Raw genomic sequence first — 18467 nt, forward strand, 5'->3', positions numbered from 1 at the left:
GAAAACGGGGCGATCACATGAAAATAAGACTGGCGGTCATGTCATTAACAATTGCCGCAACGGCGGCGTTATCAGCCTGCGGCGCGGGCGGGGAGGCGGCATCAGGCAATCAGAAAAACGTGAAGAACATCACGGTCGGCACGGGAACTCAATTTCCGAATATTTGCTTTATTGATGATAAAGGCAAATTGACGGGCTACGACGTTGAGCTGGTGAAAGAGCTTGACAGGCGCCTGCCGGACTATCGTTTCACTTTTAAAACGATGGATTTCTCCAACCTGCTTGTCAGCCTCGGCCAGCATAAAGTCGATATCGTAGCCCATCAAATGGAGAAAAGCGCCGAACGGGAGAAAAAATTTCTGTTCAATCAAGTCGCGTATAACAACTTCCCGCTGAAAATCACGGTGCTCCAAGATAACGGGAACATTCACGGCATTGAGGACTTGAAAGGGAAGCGGGTCATTACGAGTCCGACGTCAAACGGCGCGCTTGTGCTGAAAAAATGGAATGAAAAACACGGCAGTCCGTTTGAAATCGCTTATGCCGGCCAAGGTTCAAACGATGCGGCCAATCAGCTGAAATCCGGCCGCGCCGATGCGACGATTTCTACGCCGTTTGCCGTCGATTTCCAAAACAAAACGAGCGCGATCAAAGAAAAAACAGTCGGCGGGGTGCTGTCAAATGCCAAAGTGTTCTTTATGTTTAACAAAAATGAACAAACGCTGAGCGATGACATTGATAAAGCCCTGCAGGAAATCATTGATGACGGCACGCTTAAAAAGCTGAGTGAAAAGTGGCTCGGCGCGGATTATTCAAAGGAGCAATATTAAGTGAAAAAGAGAGGGATCGGCAATGGAAAAAGCGTTTGATATCAGTATGATCGCGTCCTTTGTGCCGACATTGCTCGGGTATTTGCCCGTCACGCTGTATATATTGGCGGTGTCTTTGCTGTTCGGCTTTCTATTGGGGCTGCTTTTGGCGCTGCCCCGCATCTATCGCATTCCCGTTTTGAATCAGTTTGCGAAGCTGTATATCTCTTTTTTCAGAGGAACGCCTATCATGGTGCAGCTGTTCATTGTATTTTACGGCATTCCGGCGCTCACGGCGCTCGCCGGAATTGATACCTCCAAAATGGACCCTTTGTATGCGGCCATCGCCACGTATGCGCTGAGCAGCGCGGCAAGAGCGGCCGAAATCATCAGGGGAGGTGTGAACAGCGTCGACCGCGGGCAGGCGGAGGCGGCGTTCAGCATCGGGCTGAACGGGGGGCAGACATTCCGGCGCATCATTCTGCCGCAGGCGCTTGTGCAGGCCTTTCCCAACATCGGGAATATGGTGATCGGTTTCTTAAAAGATACATCACTCGCTTTTTCGATCGGGGTGATGGATATGTCGGGCAGAGGACAGACCTTGATTACATCGAGCAATCATTCTTTAGAAGTGTATATCTCGCTTTCTGTTCTGTATTATGCGGCCGCCCTTTTATTTGAATGTGTCTTCAGATGGGCCGAAAAACGAATCAAGAAAGATGAGACGCGCCTTGTGACGGTTTTTGACATGAGCGCGCACGGCTGAAAAGGAGGGAGAACAGTGGAGCTGGACATTCCGTTTATCGGCACTGCGATAAAACAAATGGTGAAAACCGTTCCGCTTACATTGGCGATGACGGTCATTCCGATTATCACCGGATTTTTCATAGCTCTCGGCAATATCACGGTGCGTATATTCCGCATCAAATGGCTGCTGGCCTGCTCATCGTTTTACGTGTCTTTTTTCCGCAGCACCCCGGCGATTCTCCATATTATGCTGATTTATTTAGGGATTCCGCTGATTGCCGATCAATTCAGCCGCGCGTTTCATCTCGGCTGGTCGGCCAATCAGATTCCGGTCGCCGTGTTTGTCATCATGGCACTGTCATTAACGGCAGGCGCTTATATGACGGAAATTCTCCGATCCGGGATCATGGCCGTCGATACAGGGCAGGCGGAGGCGGCATATTCAATCGGCCTGACGCGGGGACAGATGATTCGGCGCGTGGTTCTGCCGCAGGCGTTCATGATATCGCTGCCGAACTTCACCAATATAGGCATCGGCTTTTTGCATACCACTTCCATCGCGGCAATTGTTGCAGTGCCTGAAATTACAGGAACGGCGACGATTGCGGCATCCGATAACTATGCGTTTCTGGAAGCATTTATCGGGGCGGCCGTGATTTATTGGGGATTAACGCTGATTCTCGAAGCTGTAAACAGTCTGGCGGAAAAAAGAGCGGCCAGATATCAAGGAGGCGCATTATGATCGAAATCCGAAACATTCAAAAACATTTTGGCAGTCATCACGTGCTAAAGGGGATCAATTTAAGTGTCCGGAAAGGAGAAGTCGTGACCATCATCGGCCCGAGCGGTTCCGGGAAAACCACTTTTCTGCGCTGCCTTAATTTACTTGAGCGGCCGGATGAGGGCGCCATTTCGCTGCACGGTGAAGTCATTAACTGCAAAAAGCCTGCCAAAAAAGACATTCTCAGACTGAGGAAACAGACGGCGATGGTTTTTCAGCAATATCATTTGTTTTCGCATAAAACGGCGATTCAAAATGTCATGGAAGGCCTGACGGTCGCAAGGAAAATGAAAAAAACAGATGCGTACGCCATTGCCGAGCGGGAACTGGCCAAGGTGGGGCTTCAGGATAAATTGCACGCCTATCCGAATCAGCTATCGGGAGGACAGAAGCAGCGGGTCGGAATTGCCCGGGCGCTTGCCATTCATCCTGATGTGATGCTGTTTGACGAACCGACCGCAGCCCTTGATCCGGAGCTTGTCGGCGAGGTGCTCGATGTGATGCTTAACATTGTGCGGACCGGCGCCACCATGATCATTGTCACACATGAAATGGAATTCGCCAGAAGAGTGTCCGACCAAATTGTGTTTATGGATGAAGGAGCAATCGTGGAACAAGGAACGCCTGAGGAAGTCTTTTACAAGACGAAAAAAGAAAGAACGAAGAAGTTCCTCCGCCGCGTGCTGCCTGATTACGGTTATGACATAAAAGAGCGCATAAAGGAGCCTGTCGTATGATTCGTTTAAGCATTTTAGACCAAAGTGTCACCGCGGAAAACCAAACCGCAGAAGAAGCCTTGCGGCAAACGGTGAAATTGGCTCAGGAGGCCGAACAATACGGATATGACCGTTTCTGGGCGGCGGAGCATCATAACAATGAAGAGATAGCAGGATCAGCTCCGGAAATTGTTCTGGGGTATCTTGCCGCAAGCACGAAAAAAATCCGTCTCGCATCCGGCGGGGTGATGCTGCAGCATTACAGTCCTTATAAAGTGGCGGAGCAGTTCCGGGTTCTGTCCGCCCTTGCTCCCGGCCGTGTGGCGCTCGGTGTCGGCAAAGCGCCCGGCGGATTTCAGCTGTCAACCGATGCGCTGCAGCGGGAGCTTATTCAGCCCGCCCGTTTATTTGAAGAAAAGCTTGAGGAGCTGACTCATTTCATCCGAAATGATTTTCCGGACTCGCACCGCTACGCGTCATTGCGGCCGGCGCCGCATACTGAGTATGCGCCTGACCTCTTTTTGCTCGGCGGCAGCGCGGAAAGCGCGATATCCGCGGCCAAACTCGGCATTTCCTTCGTTTTCGCCTATTTCATAAACGGTGAAGAGGCTGCGTTAGAAAAAGCGCGCCACGCCTTTGACGAGCATCTGCCGAAAGGGTCGAAGGCGGAATTTCACCTTGCGCCGATGGTATTTACCGCGCATACAAAAGCAGAAGCGGAAAAACACGTGGTATCGCGTGAGTCGGTCAAAATCATTCTCGAAGACGGCAAAAAGGTGAATGTCGGTTCCCGGGAACAAGCGGCAGCGTTTCTTGAACAAGTCACGCAGCCATATAAGCTGATTACACAAAAGACGGGTGTGATTGCCGGGACAAAAGAAGAGGCCGCCGCCGAGCTGCGACGATTATCCGTTCAATACAGCATTACTGATTTTGTGATTTTGTCGCCTATCAAAAACGCTGAGGAAAAACGATTGTCTTACCGGCTGTTAAGCGAAGCGGTGCAGCCGGCCCCACAATTATAGGAGGGATGAACATGAGTCATGAAGTAAACGTAGTGGTCTGGAGCAAACAGGGCTGCTCCTATTGCGATGAAGTGAAAGGATATTTGCGGGAAAAAGCCGTTGCATACGAAACAATTGATGTGACAGAGCGGGATGAATTACGTGACGTGCTGCAGGCGAAGTACGGCATCCGTCATGTCCCCGTCGTTGAAATCGGCAGCGGTGACAGTCGTGTGTATCAGGCCGTTACTCAAGTCGGCATTGAACATGTAGAACGGGCGCTTGCCGATTACGAGGGGAAAAAGGGGGAGAGAAAATGAACCGGACGGATCTTATTCAATTCGGAGCCATGATTCACGGTGTCGGCGGCACAACGGACGGCTGGCGTCATCCCGACGCCGATCCGACAGCAAGCACGAATGCGGCGTTTTACAGGCAAAAAGCGCAGACTGCTGAAAGAGGGCTGTTCAGCTTTGCTTTTATTGCGGACGGCTTGTTCATTTCTGAAAAGTCCATCCCGCACTTCTTAAATCGGTTTGAGCCGATCACTATTTTATCGGCGCTTGCCGCATCTACAACCCATCTTGGTTTAATCGGCACATTTTCCACATCGTTCACTGAGCCGTTCACCATCGCAAGACAGCTGATGTCTCTTGACCATATCAGCGGCGGCCGGGCTGGCTGGAATCTCGTCACCTCTCCGCAGGCGGGAGCCGCGCGCAATCACAGCAAAGAAAGCCTTCCCGACCACAGCCGGCGCTATGCCATCGCCCAGGAACATGTGGACGTGGTGCGCGGTCTGTGGAATTCCTGGGAAGAAGATGCCTTCGTCCGCAACAAAGAAACCGGGCAGTTTTTTGACCCTGACAAACTGCATCGCCTGTATCACAAAGGCGAGTATTTTCAAGTGGAGGGCCCGCTGAATATCGGCCGGTCCAAACAGGGAGAGCCGGTCGTTTTCCAAGCGGGGTCTTCAGAAACCGGCCGGTCGTTTGCCGCGAGGAATGCAGATGCAGTCTTTACGCACTCCAATTCACTTGAGGAAACGAAAGCTTTTTATGATGATGTGAAGAAGCGGGCGGCGGATTACGGCCGAGACGCTTCCAAGCTGCGGATCTTTCCGGGAATCAGTCCGATTATAGCCGGTTCACAAGAAGAAGCGGAAGCGAAATACCAAGAATTTGCCGAGCTCATTCCGATAGAGAACGCTGTTAAATATGTGGCCAGATTCTTTGACGATTATGATCTGAGCCGTTTTCCGCTGGATGAGCCGTTTCCTGATTTGGGCGACGTCGGGAAAAACGCGTTTCAAAGCACGACAGACCGTATCAAAAGAGAGGCGAAAGCCCGGAATCTTACGCTGCGTCAAGTGGCGCGCGAAGCCGCGTTTCCGCGAACCCATTTTATCGGCACACCGGAACGTGTGGCATCATTAATTGCAACATGGTTTCAGCGGGAAGCGGCGGACGGATTTATTATTCATTCTGACATTCCGGGCATGCTTGAAGCCTTTGTGGATCAAGTCATACCGATCCTTCAGGAAAAGGGGCTGTACCGAAAAAGCTATCCGGCCGATACACTGCGGGGGAATCTCGGATTGGATATTCCGGCCTGCAGACCCAATCCGATTTTGAGCAGAAACTGAGGTTTCTGCTTTTTCTGCTGCTTGCCATTCCCGTCATTGCAGCCTTTTCAAAAAAATATACTGATTTCGAGATATTATTGTTGCTAAATGATTTTTTTGTAACTATAATTATTACAGAACTGATCAGTATAAAAAAACATTCATATTTCATAATAAATGTGTGTGTAATCTGAAAACGAAAGGGCTGTTTATAATGGCAAAAGTACTTTATATCACTGCTCATCCTCATGATGAAAAGACATCTTACAGCATGGCGACAGGAAAAGCGTTTATCGATTCTTATAAAGAATCAAACCCGAATGATGAGGTTGTACATATCGACCTTTACAAAGAGAACATTCCTCATATCGACGCGGATGTATTCAGCGGCTGGGGAAAACTTCAATCCGGCACAGGTTTTGAAGAGCTTTCTGAAAACGAAAAAGCGAAAGTCGGCCGTCTGAACGAGCTGAGCGATCAATTCGCGGCAGCTGATAAATACGTATTCGTCACACCGCTTTGGAACTTCTCATTCCCGCCTGTTATGAAAGCGTACCTTGATTCCGTTGCTGTAGCCGGAAAATCATTCAAATATACAGAGCAAGGCCCGATCGGTCTGTTGACAGACAAAAAAGCGCTCCACATTCAGGCGCGCGGAGGCTATTACTCTGAAGGACCGGCGGCTGACATGGAAATGGGCCACCGTTACATCGGCATCATGATGAACTTCTTCGGCGTTCCTTCTTTCGACGGATTAATCGTTGAAGGCCATAATGCTGAACCGAATAAAGCACAGCAAATTAAAGAAGATGCGATTGCCCGCGCGAAAGAAGCCGGAAAATCATTCTGATCTTAAAAAAACCTCCCCGCCGTACGGCTGGGAGGTTTTTTATATTAAAGGGCAATCGTCCGTTTTTGTTCGCTGCTTTTCATCGCCGCTTCAATGACACGGATGACATCGATGCCTTCTTTTGCCGTAACGGGAAGCGGTTTTCCGTTTAAGATGCTGTCTGCCAGCAGTTTGTAGTACGTAAGGTAAGAGCCGTTCTCAGAGGGGATTGTTTCTGTATGCCTTTTCTCATCCGCTGCGGTTGTCAGCTCTCCGAAGTTGTCAGGATCATCGGCGCCCCAGCTGTCGTCAACCGGCTTTTTGCCCGCTAAAAGCGCATCTTCCTGCCCATCCATTCCGTATTTGATAAAGCTAGCATTCCGTCCGTGAATCTGATAGCGCGGGCCGCTTGCCGCATTCATGGAGCCGGATTGAAGGATGACTTGAAGCTTGCCGTAATGGAGCGCGGCCAGAAAATTATCAACGGTTTCGCTGTTGTCCCGCTGCTTCATCACATGTGCGGTGACGGATTCCGGCATTCCGAAAAGCAGAAGTGTCTGGTCAATAATATGTGAACCGAGATCATACAGCGTTCCCGTGGCGGGTCCGTTCTTTTCGCGCCATTTTTCCTGTACAACCGGGTTGTATAGATCGTAGCTGACTTGATATGTATGAATGTCTTGAAGCGCCCCGTCCCGAATCAGCTTTTGTATTGTTAAAAAGTCATTGTCCCACCGCCGGTTGTGATACACGCTCAGTAAGACGCCTTTATCTTCAGCCGTTCTTCTCAGTTCCTCCGCTTCTGCTGAAGTCGCCGTCATCGGTTTTTCCACGACGGTGTGTTTTCCCGCCAGGAGACATTTCATCGCTGATTCATAATGCATTCCGCTCGGTGTCGTGACGATGACGAGGTCAATGTCAGGATCACCGGTAATGTCTTCAATCGCGCGCACGGCTTCAGCCCCCGGCAGATCACGTTTGACCTCCTCCGTTCTGGACGTCATGACTTTTTTGATCTGATAATCATTAAGGACGTCCAAAAGCGACGCATGAAAGACTTTACCCGACAAACCATATCCCAATATGCCAACCTGTATCGTTTTCAATGAATTTCCCCCTCTTGATATGTGATAACAATATATACCCCGCGGGTGTACTGGTAAAACTTGTGTGTTGAAAATTTTTTACACCGGATTTTCAAGTCTGTATAATGAAGATAACGAAGAAAAAAACCGAGGTGGAAAATGGACAAACATACCGAGCATCAATCGTTAAATCATAAAAGCGCCAAAGAAAAAGACCAGATCCTGAACCGGCTGAAACGGATTGAAGGCCAGGTCAGGGGCATTCAGAATATGGTGGATAACGAACGATACTGCGTGGATATTCTCGTGCAGATTTCAGCCGTACAGGCAGCCATGCAGAAAGTCGCGTTTCATCTGCTGGAAGATCACGCCCATCACTGCGTAGCCGGCGCCATTGAGAGCGGCAACGGGGAGCAGGCGATTGCCGAGCTGCTTGACGTTGTGAAAAAAATCGCAAAATCGTAAAATAAAATGTTTTGAAATACCCTACAGGGGTATGGTAACATGAAGAAGAAAAAACAAGACGTGGAGGGAATCATCATGGAACAAAAAACACTGCAAGTCGAAGGCATGTCCTGTCAGCACTGCGTCAAAGCAGTAGAGACCGGAGTAGGAGAACTGAACGGAGTGACGGCGGTTCAGGTGAAATTGGAAGCCGGACAGGTGGATGTGACGTTTGATGAGAACAAAGTCTCCGTATCAGATATAAAAGACGCGATTGAAGATCAAGGTTATGACGTCGTATAGGATTTATCGCGCTGCGGAAACGGGCGCGGTTTTCTTTTATCATAATTATACCCCCCTGGGGTTTATGAAGAGAGATGAGGACATTGAGTGAACCGAAAGAAATGACCATTCAAGTGGGGGGCATGACATGCGCCGCCTGCGCTTCAAGAATTGAAAAAGGGCTGAAACGGATGGACGGCGTCAATGACGCTTCCGTCAATCTTGCGCTTGAGACTTCAAACATTTCCTATCACCCTGACAAAATCGAAGCAAGCGCCATAAAAGAAAAAATTGAAAAACTCGGCTATCACGTCGTGACGGAAAAAGCCGAGTTTCAGATTGAAGGCATGACGTGCGCCGCTTGCGCCAACCGGATTGAAAAGCGCCTGAACAAAATAGGGGGAGTTGACAGCGCACCGGTGAATTTCGCACTGGAAACAGTCACCGTTGAATACAATCCGAAAGAGGTGACACCGAAAGAGCTGAAAGAGACCGTGGCAAAACTCGGCTACAGATTAGACGAGAAGAAAGCGGTTGATGGAGACGGCGGATTATCCCAAAAGGAGAAAGAGCAGCGAAAACAGCTGATCAGGCTGATATTTTCTGCCGTTCTCTCCTTTCCGCTTCTATGGTCGATGGTCAGCCATTTTTCTTTTACTTCTTTTATCTGGATGCCGGATATCCTGATGAATCCGTGGCTGCAATTCGCGCTTGCCACCCCGGTGCAGCTCGTCATCGGTTGGCCTTTTTATATGGGGGCGTACAAGGCGCTGAGAAACAAAAGCGCCAATATGGATGTTCTCGTTGCGCTCGGAACGACGGCCGCTTACGCATACAGCCTGTACATGACGATTGCGTCTCTCGGACGAGACGGACATGTTGAGGGGCTTTATTATGAAACGAGCGCCATTTTGCTGACTTTGATTTTGCTTGGAAAGCTTTTAGAGATGAAAGCGAAAGGCCGCTCATCAGAAGCGATTAAAAAGTTAATGAAGCTTCAGGCGAAGACGGCGGCGGTTGAGCGGGACGGCAAAGTACAGGTGATTCCGATTGATGAGGTCCGGACGGGGGACATCGTATACGTGAAACCGGGAGAACGCGTCCCTGTCGATGGCGAAGTGATTGAAGGCCATTCCGCAATTGATGAATCGATGATTACGGGAGAGAGCATGCCTGTCGATAAGTCTCCCGAAAGCAGTGTCACCGGTGCGACGATCAATGCAAACGGCTTTCTCAAAATCAGAGCGGTGAATGTCGGGAAAGATACCGCGCTTGCACACATTATTAAAATCGTGGAAGAAGCCCAAGGATCAAAAGCCCCCATTCAGCGGCTCGCGGATCACATTTCAGGCATTTTCGTCCCGATTGTGCTGGGGCTGGCCGTGCTGACTTTTCTCATTTGGTATGTATGGGCCGCGCCGGGACAGTTTTCTGAAGCGATCGGCAAATTCATCGCCGTGCTTGTCATTGCCTGTCCGTGCGCACTCGGGCTCGCCACACCGACGAGCATTATGGCGGGCTCGGGCCGCGCAGCTGAATTCGGCATTCTTTTTAAAGGCGGAGAGCATTTAGAAAAAACACAGCGTCTGACGACAATCGTACTGGATAAAACAGGAACGGTGACAAACGGCAGACCGGTTCTGACAGACGCCGTGCCGGCAGCGGGAATGAACGAAGAGGAACTCCTGCGGCTGGCGGCGGCCGCCGAAACGGGATCAGAGCACCCGCTTGGAGAAGCCATCGTGTCAGGAGCCGAAAAACGGGGGATTGCCATCCCGAAAATCACCCGGTTCCAAGCCCGGATCGGTTCCGGAATCTATGCAGAGGCTGACGGCAGAACGATTCTAGCCGGATCAAGACGGCTGATGGAATCAGAACACATTGAACATGAGGCGCTGCTTCCGCAAATGGCCCGCTTGGAGGCGGAAGGAAAAACGGTGATGCTTATTGCGGCAGACGGCAAAGCGGCGGGGCTTATCGCAGTCGCCGATACAATCAAAGAAACATCTCCGGCCGCGGTGAAACGCCTGAATGATATGGGGCTTGACGTCATCATGATGACCGGTGACAACAAAAAGACCGCAGAAGCCATTGCAAAAGCCGCGGGCATCGGCAGCGTGATCGCCGAAGTGCTTCCCGAACAAAAGGCGGCGGAAATTTCCCGGCTGCAAAAAGAAGGCCGGCGCGTGGCGATGGTCGGTGACGGCATCAATGATGCTCCGGCGCTGGCTGTGGCCGATATCGGAATGGCCATCGGCACCGGCACAGATATCGCAATGGAAGCGGCGGATATTACGCTGATCCGCGGTGACCTGAACGGCATTGCCGACGCCATCGGCATGAGCAGGCTGACCATGAGAAACATCAAGCAGAATTTAGGCTGGGCATTGGGATACAACAGCATCGGCATTCCGATTGCGGCATCCGGCTTTCTGGCCCCGTGGGTGGCAGGCGCTGCCATGGCGTTCAGCTCAGTATCGGTCGTGCTTAATGCTTTGCGTTTACAGAAGGTGAAAAAAGACAAAATGGGCTGATGCCTGTTTTGTCTTTTTTATTGACACTTTATTCAAAGCCTGCATATAATAGAGAAAACACATATATGAGTATATGTTCATATATATAAATTCGTTTAGCTGTATTGATGTTATGGGAATCCTATTACGGAAAGTAGGGTGAGTCGAAAATGAAAGCAGCCAAAGGTGAATTTGTTTTAGACGGACTTGATTGCAGCAACTGTGCAAAAAAAATAGAAAACGGCGTAAAAGCCATTGACGGCATAGACGGCTGTGCTGTCAATTTTGCGGCAAGCACCATCACGGTCTCAGCCGGCGGCAAAAACGAGCAATGGATGAAAGACGAAGTCGCGAAAAAAGTAAAGTCCATTGATCCTCATGTGACCGTCCGTGCGAAACATGAAGATAAACCCGGCGAGGATGAATACCGCAAAAAGCTGCACCTGATGTTAGTGAGGCTGGCAGCGGGAGCCGTTTTGGCCGTCATCGCTTACTTCGCGCACACGGGCGCCGTCCTTGAGTTTCTGCTCTTTTTTGCTTCATATTTGATCATCGGCGGCGATATCGTAGCCAGAGCGGGAAAAAACATTGTCCGCGGCCAGGTATTTGATGAGCATTTTCTGATGGCGCTTGCCACGATCGGCGCATTTGTGATTCATCAGTATCCGGAAGGCGTCGCGGTCATGCTGTTTTACCAAATCGGTGAATTGTTTCAGGGAGCGGCCGTCAGCCGATCCAGAAAATCGATCAGCGCGTTATTGGACATCCGTCCTGAGTACGCCAATGTGAAAACGGAAAACGGCATGGCTGCCGTTCCGCCGCAGGACGTCAAAGTCGGACAGGTCATCGTCGTGAATCCCGGAGAACGGATTCCGCTGGACGGAAAGGTGCTGAGCGGTTCTTCGATGGTTGATACATCCGCTTTAACGGGCGAATCCGTGCCGAGAAAAGCGGAGCCGGGGCAAGATGTGATGGCCGGATTTATGAATCAGAACGGCGTGCTTCATATTGAAACCTCTAAAGGATATGAAGACTCTGCCGTGTCAAAAATATTGGATCTGGTCGAAAATGCGGCCGGACGTAAAGCGAAAACGGAAAACTTTATTACGAAGTTTGCCAAGTATTATACACCGGCCGTTGTCATTGTTGCGGTGCTTCTCGCCTTTTTACCGCCGCTTCTCGTGCCTTCAGCGGCGCTATCCGACTGGGTGTACCGCGCGCTGATTTTCCTTGTGATTTCTTGTCCGTGCGCACTCGTCGTCTCCATTCCGCTCGGGTTTTTCGGCGGTATCGGGGCTGCGTCTAAAGCAGGGGTGCTCGTGAAAGGCAGCAACTATTTAGAAGCGCTCAATCAGGTGGAATACGCCGTGTTTGATAAAACGGGAACCTTAACGAAAGGCAATTTCGCCGTTACTGATATCAAACCGGCGGCGGGATTTACGAAAGACAGCCTGCTTCAAGCGGCCGCGCTTGCGGAAGTCCATTCCAATCATCCGATTGCTTCTTCTATCCGTGAAGCTTACAATCAACCGCTCGCGGCAGACGAGATTGAAGAATATGAAGAAATACCCGGACACGGCATTCGGGTGAAAACCGGCGGATCAACGATTTTGGCCGGAAATCAAAAACTGATGGCAAAAGAACAAATCGCTTCCGGCACAGCTGAAAACAACGGAACCGTCGTCTATGTCGCCGTTGATCAGCGGTATGCGGGGGCGATCGTGATCGCCGACGAAATCAAAGAGGACGCCAAACAGGCCATTGCCAATTTAAAAGCGCTCGGCGTGAAGCGGACAGTGATGCTGACGGGTGATTCAAAGCAGACCGGAGAAGCTGTCGGCCGAGAGCTCGGTATTGATGACGTGTACACAGAGCTTTTGCCGGGTGACAAGGTAGACCGCGTCGAAGAACTTGAAGCGGCGCTTGCACCGAATGAAAAACTGATGTTTGTCGGCGACGGGATTAATGATACGCCTGTGCTTGCCAGAGCTGACATCGGAGCTGCCATGGGGGCTCTCGGCTCTGATGCCGCCGTCGAAGCGGCCGATGTCGTCCTGATGACAGACCAGCCGTCAAAAGCAGCCGAAGCCATCCGGATTGCACGCCGCACACGCCGGATCGTCTGGCAGAACATCGGATTTGCTTTAGGCGTAAAAATCATTTTTCTCCTGCTTGGCGCATTCGGATTTGCCACCATGTGGGAAGCGGTCTTTTCAGATGTAGGCGTCACGCTGATCGCCGTTGCCAACGCGATGCGCGTCATGAGAGTGAAAGCGGAATAATTGTCAAAGATAATTCGTTTTTCAGGGTTTTCTTAAACAAGGTTGTCTTGGTAAAATAGAGAAGCGGGCCATCCGGCATCCGCTTCTTTTTTATTTTAAAAACAATGAGGTGTCTGAGTGAAAAAGAAACAATCGTCTGCGAAATTTGCGGTGATACTGACGTTAATCGTTGTCGTTTTATTTGCGGCCATCGTAATTATTAACAACCAAACGGAAAAAGCGGGCGAAACAGTCGCCGAACAGCCTTCCATTAAAGGACAGCCCGTGCTCGGCAAAGACAGCGCGCCTGTTACGGTAGTTGAATTCGGAGATTACAAATGTCCGTCATGCAAAGTATTTAACAGCGATATCTTTCCGAAAATCAAAAAAGATTTTATCGATAAAGGCGACGTGAAATTTTCATTTGTGAACGTCATGTACCACGGAAGCGGCTCGCGTCTGGCGGCTCTTGCTTCAGAAGAGGTGTGGAAAGAAGACCCGGCATCATTCTGGACTTTCCATGAGAAGCTGTTTGAAGAGCAGCCGTCAAGCGAACAGGAATGGGTCACGCCTGCATTGCTTGAAAAAACGGTCAAAAGCACCGCGAAAAAGGTTGATCCTGACAAGCTGAAGGAAAACCTTGATAAAGAGACATTTGCAAAAGAGCTGAAAGCTGACACTGACCTGAATGATAAATTAAACATTACGGCGACACCGACGATTTATGTAAATGACAAGGTGATTAATGACTTCTCTAAATATGATGAGATTTCAAAAACGATTAAGAAAGAGCTGAAAAATGAAAAATAGAATCGTATTTTTATATGCTTCTTGGGTGATAGCTCTTGCTGCCATGCTCGTCAGCCTTTATTTCAGCGAGATCAGAAAATTCATACCGTGCGAGCTGTGCTGGTATCAAAGAATTCTCATGTACCCGCTTGTCCTGATTTTAGGAATCGCCACCTTCCAGGGTGACACGCGCGTGAAAAAATATGTGCTGCCGATGGCCGTCATCGGCGCGTTTATATCGATCATGCATTACCTTGAGCAGAAGGTGCCCGGTTTCAGCGGCATCAAGCCGTGTGTCTACGGCGTGCCTTGCTCATCTGAATATATTAACTGGTTCGGTTTCATTACCATTCCTTTCCTGGCATTGACGGCATTTATTCTCATTATTATCTGCATGTGTTTTGTCAAAACGGAACGCACGGCAAAATAAAGAGCCTGCTCCATAGGAGCGGCTCTTTTTCTATTATTTGTACCAAGCTTTGTTTGTCTCAATCTGTCTGTTATGGGAGCTGTCCCAAATATCCACGGAATAGGCATAATCATAATTCATGACGCAGCGGATGCCGCTGCCTTGGGCGTCATGCTGAAGGCCGAAGTTATGGGAAAACTCGTGCTGTGCCGCTTTCGCCGTGTTGGCCGTTCCTTGATCAAGGTTCACGCTGAAAGCAGGGCCGCTCGGTTTGCCGTTATATACATACGCGATACCGCCGGCGTCAAAACTTGATTTTGCGGTAAAACCGACGACAAAATGATAATTTTGATTTCTGAAGCTGCCTTGGAGATTCGATAAAATCTGAGAACTGTTTGAGCCGGAAGAATTCCAAGCCTGCACGGCCTGTACGACGAAATCAATGTTGTGATCACGGTTAAAAGCGACATCCGCCTGCTCCACGATCTGGACGATTCGCGTTTGCCAGTCGCTGTATTTGGCGCGGTATTCAGCGTCCGCCACCGCCAGCACTCTGACCTTCTGGCTGCCCGTACCGGCTTTAGTTGAGGCTTTATCCTGACTGACATTGGCATTAAATCGTTTCGTGCCGACCTGCTTGCCGTTTTCATCCAGAATTTTTGTGTCAACCGTCTGTTCAACTTGGACCGGGCCCTTCAGATCTTTAAAATGATCGGCTTTCGGAAGCGGGTCCGTATACACCGTTTTCGCCGGCTCCGCATGAGTGTGCGAATGTGTATGGCTTTCGGCTGACGGCAGGCCGGGAATTAATCCGGCGGCCAATAAAACAGGAAAAACAAGTGAACTGATTTTCATCTCATAACCCCCTTTTTGTTAGAGAAAGTATTCAATGAAACTTCTAATAAACCTTCCATTAAAGTATAAAATAGGAAAATACTCTCGCTCTCAGCCGTTGCGGGTGAGGTTGTCCCGGATTAGGAATCAGAATCTTTCAAAAATAAGGTTGATTTTAAGAGAAAGCGATTATAAAATCTAATGGTCGTCAGAAAATTTAACAAATAAAAAGGAGCATATGGAATGGCCTGGGAGCTGCTTAGTGTAATCGGCATCATTGCGTTTGCGGTCAGCGGAGCGATTGTTGCGATGGAAGAGGAGTATGATATTTTAGGCGTGTATATTTTGGGGATTGTAACGGCGTTCGGCGGAGGAGCCATCCGAAATCTGCTGATCGGTGTTCCGGTCTCCGCCTTGTGGGAGCAAGGCGCGTTTTTTCAAATCGCTCTCGCATCAGTTACGATTGTCTTTTTGTTTCCGAAGCTGCTGTTAAGGCATTGGAGTAAATGGGGCAACCTATCCGATGCCATCGGGCTTTCGGCGTTTGCCATCCAAGGCGCTTTATATGCCGTGAAAATGGGCCATCCGCTCAGTGCGGTGATTGCGGCAGCGGTCCTGACCGGCAGCGGGGGCGGCATCATACGGGATCTTCTTGCCGGACGAAAGCCGCTTGTGCTGAAAGCGGAAATTTATGCGGTCTGGGCCGCGCTCGGAGGGTTAATCGTGGGCCTCGGCTGGGCCGGGGATGCCGCCGGTTTGTATGTGCTGTTTCTTGTGCTTGTGGCATGCCGCATCTGCAGTTATGTGTTCAGGTGGCGCCTGCCGAATCGTTCCTATCATATAGATCAGTAAAAAACCGATTTCACAAACGAAATCGGTTTTTTTTCATAACGGCTTCTGATAAAAAAAGACGCCCGATATGATAAGAAAAAGGGTATTTGACCATAATGCTGAATAATATGTTGCATATATGTTTGTATGATGAAAGCCGGATTTGTCAGCTTGATGTCGGAGGTGCCGCTGATGGCAAAACGTGATAAAGAGTGGAAAGAAGAGCAGGAAAGAATCAATTTTGTCATGAAGGAACTGGAACAGAAACAAACTCATCTTGAAGCCTCATCGGGCGGATTGAAGCAGGATATTGTGGGCTTGAGAAAAACGTTTTGGGATGATGTCACCGTGAATATGGATGATGCCCACGAAGCGGCTGAGACATTTTCAAGCATTAAACAGCAGGCAGAAATGCTTTCTGAACGTGAACGGACTCATCGGCTTCAATATCGGCAGCTTCAAAAAATCCAAAAGCTGAAAACCTCTCCTTACTTCGGCCGTGTCGATTTTACGGAAAAAGGGGAGTCCTCTTCCGAGCGGATTTATATCGGGCTGACTTCTTTGATGGATGAAAACAACGAGCAATTTCTCATTTACGATTGGCGCGCGCCCATCTCATCTCTTTACTATCAATATTCCCCGGGAAAAGCCCGCTATGAAGTTCCGGAAGAAACGATAGAGGGAGACATCACACTGAAGCGGCAGTTTATCATTAAAAACGGGACGCTTAAAGCGATGTTTAACACGGATATGACGATTGGTGACGAAATGCTGCAAGAGGTGCTGAGCGGCCATTCCGGACAGCATATGAAAAACATCGTGTCAACCATCCAAAAAGAACAGAACGAAATCATCCGGGATGAAAAAAGCAAATATCTCATTGTTCAGGGAGCCGCCGGAAGCGGGAAAACATCCGCGGCGCTTCAGCGGGCCGCTTACTTGCTGTACCGCGGGCGCGGGGTGCTTGATGCCCGTCAGATTGTATTGTTTTCCCCGAACATTTTGTTCAACAGTTATGTGTCCGCCGTATTGCCGGAATTGGGAGAAGAGAATATGGAGCAGGCCACCTTTCAGGAATATATCATCCGCCGGCTCGGACGAAAGTTTGATTGTGAAAGCCCGTACGAGCAGCTTGAATATTGCCTGACTGAACAAAACCAGGACGCACTTTCCGTAAGGCTCGCAGCCATTGCTTACAAAGCGTCATCAGCTTTCCAGGCCATGATTGACCGCTATGCCGGCTCGCTTTCCGGCTCGGGCCTGATGTGTAAACAGATCAGCTTCCGGGGAGACATCCTGATTTCAAAAGAGCGGATTGAAGACTATTTTTATTCGCTTGATCAGCAGCTGCCGATTCCGAACAGAGCGGAGCTGACGGCGGAATGGCTTCTCGCGGAAATCAGCGCTCTCGAAAAAAAGGAGCGTAAGAAGGAATGGGTCTTGCAGGAGAGCGAGCTGCTTGATAAGGAAGACTATGCTGAGGTTTATCAAACACTCAAGAAGCAGGCGGCAGATGATGAACCTGCATTTGACGACCATCAGCGCGAACAGCGGCTGCTTGGCGCCATTATTGTCGGCAAAGCCTTTAAATCGATTAAGCAGGCCGTCAGACGGCTCGGCTTTCTCGATATAAAACGGATGTATCTCGGGCTGTTTTCAGACTGGGGAGCTGATGAAAAGCCCGATCATTGGGAGAGCATCGGCGCTTTGACCAGAAACGCATTTGCAGAACGGTCACTTCCGTATGAAGATGCCGCTCCGTATCTGTATTTTCAGGATCTGTTAGAAGGAAAAAGAAAAAACACACAAATGAAGCACGTCTTCATTGATGAAGCGCAGGATTATTCCCCATTTCAGCTCACGTATATTCAGAGCATCTTCCCAGCGGCAAAGATGACGGTGCTCGGTGATGTCAGCCAGGCGATTTATGCCCACACCATTACGGGCCCTTCTTCCCTCGCCGGCTGCTTTCGCAATGGTGCAGAAAAGTATGTCAGCCTGAAACGGACTTACAGATCGACGCGGCAGATTGTTGAATTTACGAAAGCGCTGCTGGCTGACGGCGATGACATTGAGCCTTTTAACCGGAACGGGGAAAAACCGCGTGTTTTGCGGACGGATACAGAAAATGCGCGGCAGGAACAATTGGCGGATACAATCCGGGAGCTCAGACAAAAAGGCTGGGAGACGGTCGCCGTCATCTGCAAAACGGCCGCGGAAGCCAAAAAAGTGTTTCAGGCGGTCAGCGCCGGGAGCGGTGTCCGCTTGATCAATAAAGAAAACCAGCCTTTTCAAAAAGGGGTATGTGTCATTCCCGTGTATTTGGCAAAAGGCATTGAGTTTGACGCCGTCATTGCCGCTGACGCCTCTGCTGCCCAGTACAAAAGCGAACATGACCGTAAGCTGTTATATACGGCCTGTACGCGGGCGATGCATCATCTGACCGTATTGTCTCCGGGAGAACCCTCTCCTTTTATAAAAGAAGTGCCCGCCGGCTTATTCGTGTAAG

Annotated in this window: 18 protein-coding genes; 16 read left to right on the forward strand and 2 right to left on the reverse strand. The window is 49.8% G+C overall.

Annotation, left to right across the window (positions count from 1 at the left end; translation table 11 throughout):
- Positions 1-17: 17 nt before the first annotated feature.
- The 8 genes from AR442_RS09440 to AR442_RS09475 all read left to right on the forward strand — a co-directional run bounded on the left by AR442_RS09440 (position 18) and on the right by AR442_RS09475 (position 6531).
- On the forward strand, positions 18-830 hold the full coding sequence (locus AR442_RS09440; RefSeq protein WP_020956346.1) for an amino acid ABC transporter substrate-binding protein: 813 nt from the start codon (positions 18-20) through the stop codon (positions 828-830).
- A gap of 22 nt (positions 831-852) precedes the next feature.
- Positions 853-1575 carry an amino acid ABC transporter permease gene (locus AR442_RS09445; protein WP_007409997.1) on the forward strand — a complete coding sequence of 241 codons (723 nt, stop codon included), beginning with the start codon at positions 853-855 and terminating at the stop codon, positions 1573-1575.
- Positions 1576-1590: 15 nt separating this feature from the next.
- A complete protein-coding gene (locus AR442_RS09450) occupies positions 1591-2298 on the forward strand; it encodes an amino acid ABC transporter permease (RefSeq protein WP_014418887.1) in 708 nt (235 codons plus the stop codon).
- Positions 2295-3074, forward strand: a complete 780-nt coding sequence (locus tag AR442_RS09455) for an amino acid ABC transporter ATP-binding protein (protein WP_014418886.1) — start codon at positions 2295-2297, stop codon at positions 3072-3074. Before AR442_RS09450 ends, AR442_RS09455 begins: the two co-directional genes overlap by 4 nt.
- The gene (locus AR442_RS09460; RefSeq protein ID WP_014418885.1) at positions 3071-4078 is read left to right on the forward strand and encodes an LLM class flavin-dependent oxidoreductase; all 1008 of its coding nucleotides are present in this window, start codon (positions 3071-3073) and stop codon (positions 4076-4078) included. Before AR442_RS09455 ends, AR442_RS09460 begins: the two co-directional genes overlap by 4 nt.
- A gap of 11 nt (positions 4079-4089) precedes the next feature.
- Positions 4090-4377: a glutaredoxin family protein gene (locus tag AR442_RS09465; RefSeq protein ID WP_017418913.1), complete on the forward strand. Its 288-nt coding sequence runs from the start codon at positions 4090-4092 to the stop codon at positions 4375-4377.
- Positions 4374-5702, forward strand: coding sequence for an LLM class flavin-dependent oxidoreductase (locus AR442_RS09470; RefSeq protein ID WP_022553793.1), 1329 nt, complete (start codon positions 4374-4376; stop codon positions 5700-5702). Before AR442_RS09465 ends, AR442_RS09470 begins: the two co-directional genes overlap by 4 nt.
- Before the next feature lie 193 nt (positions 5703-5895).
- A complete protein-coding gene (locus tag AR442_RS09475; RefSeq protein WP_012118449.1) occupies positions 5896-6531 on the forward strand; it encodes an FMN-dependent NADH-azoreductase in 636 nt (211 codons plus the stop codon).
- A gap of 44 nt (positions 6532-6575) precedes the next feature.
- Here AR442_RS09475 and AR442_RS09480 read toward each other — a convergent pair whose 3' ends face one another.
- Positions 6576-7616: an oxidoreductase gene (locus tag AR442_RS09480; protein ID WP_053285151.1), complete on the reverse strand. Its 1041-nt coding sequence runs from the start codon at positions 7614-7616 to the stop codon at positions 6576-6578.
- Positions 7617-7754: 138 nt separating this feature from the next.
- On the opposite strand from AR442_RS09480, the gene csoR reads away from it, so the two are divergent.
- The 6 genes from csoR (at position 7755) to AR442_RS09510 (ending at position 14314) form a co-directional block, all read left to right on the forward strand.
- The gene (gene csoR, locus AR442_RS09485) at positions 7755-8060 is read left to right on the forward strand and encodes a copper-sensing transcriptional repressor CsoR (RefSeq protein WP_003151723.1); all 306 of its coding nucleotides are present in this window, start codon (positions 7755-7757) and stop codon (positions 8058-8060) included.
- A gap of 75 nt (positions 8061-8135) precedes the next feature.
- The gene (copZ, locus tag AR442_RS09490; RefSeq protein ID WP_015240581.1) at positions 8136-8342 is read left to right on the forward strand and encodes a copper chaperone CopZ; all 207 of its coding nucleotides are present in this window, start codon (positions 8136-8138) and stop codon (positions 8340-8342) included.
- An 83-nt stretch (positions 8343-8425) separates the two neighbouring features.
- On the forward strand, positions 8426-10855 hold the full coding sequence (locus tag AR442_RS09495; protein ID WP_017418917.1) for a heavy metal translocating P-type ATPase: 2430 nt from the start codon (positions 8426-8428) through the stop codon (positions 10853-10855).
- 149 nt (positions 10856-11004) lie between these two features.
- On the forward strand, positions 11005-13116 hold the full coding sequence (locus AR442_RS09500; RefSeq protein WP_025649286.1) for a heavy metal translocating P-type ATPase: 2112 nt from the start codon (positions 11005-11007) through the stop codon (positions 13114-13116).
- Between the two features lie 117 nt (positions 13117-13233).
- On the forward strand, positions 13234-13905 hold the full coding sequence (locus tag AR442_RS09505; protein WP_007613765.1) for a disulfide bond formation protein BdbD: 672 nt from the start codon (positions 13234-13236) through the stop codon (positions 13903-13905).
- Positions 13895-14314, forward strand: coding sequence for a disulfide oxidoreductase (locus AR442_RS09510; protein WP_021494127.1), 420 nt, complete (start codon positions 13895-13897; stop codon positions 14312-14314). The genes AR442_RS09505 and AR442_RS09510 overlap by 11 nt, the downstream gene beginning before the upstream one ends.
- A 33-nt stretch (positions 14315-14347) precedes the next feature.
- Here the strand turns inward: AR442_RS09510 and AR442_RS09515 are convergent, their stop codons facing one another.
- On the reverse strand, positions 14348-15148 hold the full coding sequence (locus AR442_RS09515; protein ID WP_053285152.1) for a zinc-dependent metalloprotease: 801 nt from the start codon (positions 15146-15148) through the stop codon (positions 14348-14350).
- Between the two features lie 222 nt (positions 15149-15370).
- On the opposite strand from AR442_RS09515, the gene AR442_RS09520 reads away from it, so the two are divergent.
- Positions 15371-15979 (forward strand): trimeric intracellular cation channel family protein, encoded by a 609-nt coding sequence (locus AR442_RS09520; protein WP_007410017.1) that lies wholly within the window; start codon positions 15371-15373, stop codon positions 15977-15979.
- Between the two features lie 171 nt (positions 15980-16150).
- Complete coding sequence (gene helD, locus AR442_RS09525) at positions 16151-18466, forward strand: RNA polymerase recycling motor HelD (protein ID WP_014418877.1); 2316 nt, start codon at positions 16151-16153, stop codon at positions 18464-18466.
- Position 18467: the final 1 nt, after the last annotated feature.

The sequence above is a fragment of the Bacillus velezensis genome (assembly GCF_001461825.1).
GTDB classification, from domain to species: Bacteria; Bacillota; Bacilli; order Bacillales; family Bacillaceae; genus Bacillus; species Bacillus velezensis.

What these genes read in the sequence shown, in the direction of transcription:
- AR442_RS09440 (WP_020956346.1), top strand. Translation starts at nt 18, where the DNA reads ATGAAAATAAGACTGGCGGTCATGTCATTAACAATTGCCGCAACGGCG.
- AR442_RS09445 (WP_007409997.1), top strand. Translation starts at nt 853, where the DNA reads ATGGAAAAAGCGTTTGATATCAGTATGATCGCGTCCTTTGTGCCGACA.
- AR442_RS09455 (WP_014418886.1), top strand. Translation starts at nt 2,295, where the DNA reads ATGATCGAAATCCGAAACATTCAAAAACATTTTGGCAGTCATCACGTG.
- AR442_RS09460 (WP_014418885.1), top strand. Translation starts at nt 3,071, where the DNA reads ATGATTCGTTTAAGCATTTTAGACCAAAGTGTCACCGCGGAAAACCAA.
- AR442_RS09465 (WP_017418913.1), top strand. Translation starts at nt 4,090, where the DNA reads ATGAGTCATGAAGTAAACGTAGTGGTCTGGAGCAAACAGGGCTGCTCC.
- AR442_RS09470 (WP_022553793.1), top strand. Translation starts at nt 4,374, where the DNA reads ATGAACCGGACGGATCTTATTCAATTCGGAGCCATGATTCACGGTGTC.
- AR442_RS09475 (WP_012118449.1), top strand. Translation starts at nt 5,896, where the DNA reads ATGGCAAAAGTACTTTATATCACTGCTCATCCTCATGATGAAAAGACA.
- csoR (WP_003151723.1), top strand. Translation starts at nt 7,755, where the DNA reads ATGGACAAACATACCGAGCATCAATCGTTAAATCATAAAAGCGCCAAA.
- copZ (WP_015240581.1), top strand. Translation starts at nt 8,136, where the DNA reads ATGGAACAAAAAACACTGCAAGTCGAAGGCATGTCCTGTCAGCACTGC.
- AR442_RS09500 (WP_025649286.1), top strand. Translation starts at nt 11,005, where the DNA reads ATGAAAGCAGCCAAAGGTGAATTTGTTTTAGACGGACTTGATTGCAGC.
- AR442_RS09510 (WP_021494127.1), top strand. Translation starts at nt 13,895, where the DNA reads ATGAAAAATAGAATCGTATTTTTATATGCTTCTTGGGTGATAGCTCTT.
- AR442_RS09515 (WP_053285152.1), bottom strand. Translation starts at nt 15,148, where the DNA reads ATGAAAATCAGTTCACTTGTTTTTCCTGTTTTATTGGCCGCCGGATTA.
- AR442_RS09520 (WP_007410017.1), top strand. Translation starts at nt 15,371, where the DNA reads ATGGCCTGGGAGCTGCTTAGTGTAATCGGCATCATTGCGTTTGCGGTC.
- helD (WP_014418877.1), top strand. Translation starts at nt 16,151, where the DNA reads ATGGCAAAACGTGATAAAGAGTGGAAAGAAGAGCAGGAAAGAATCAAT.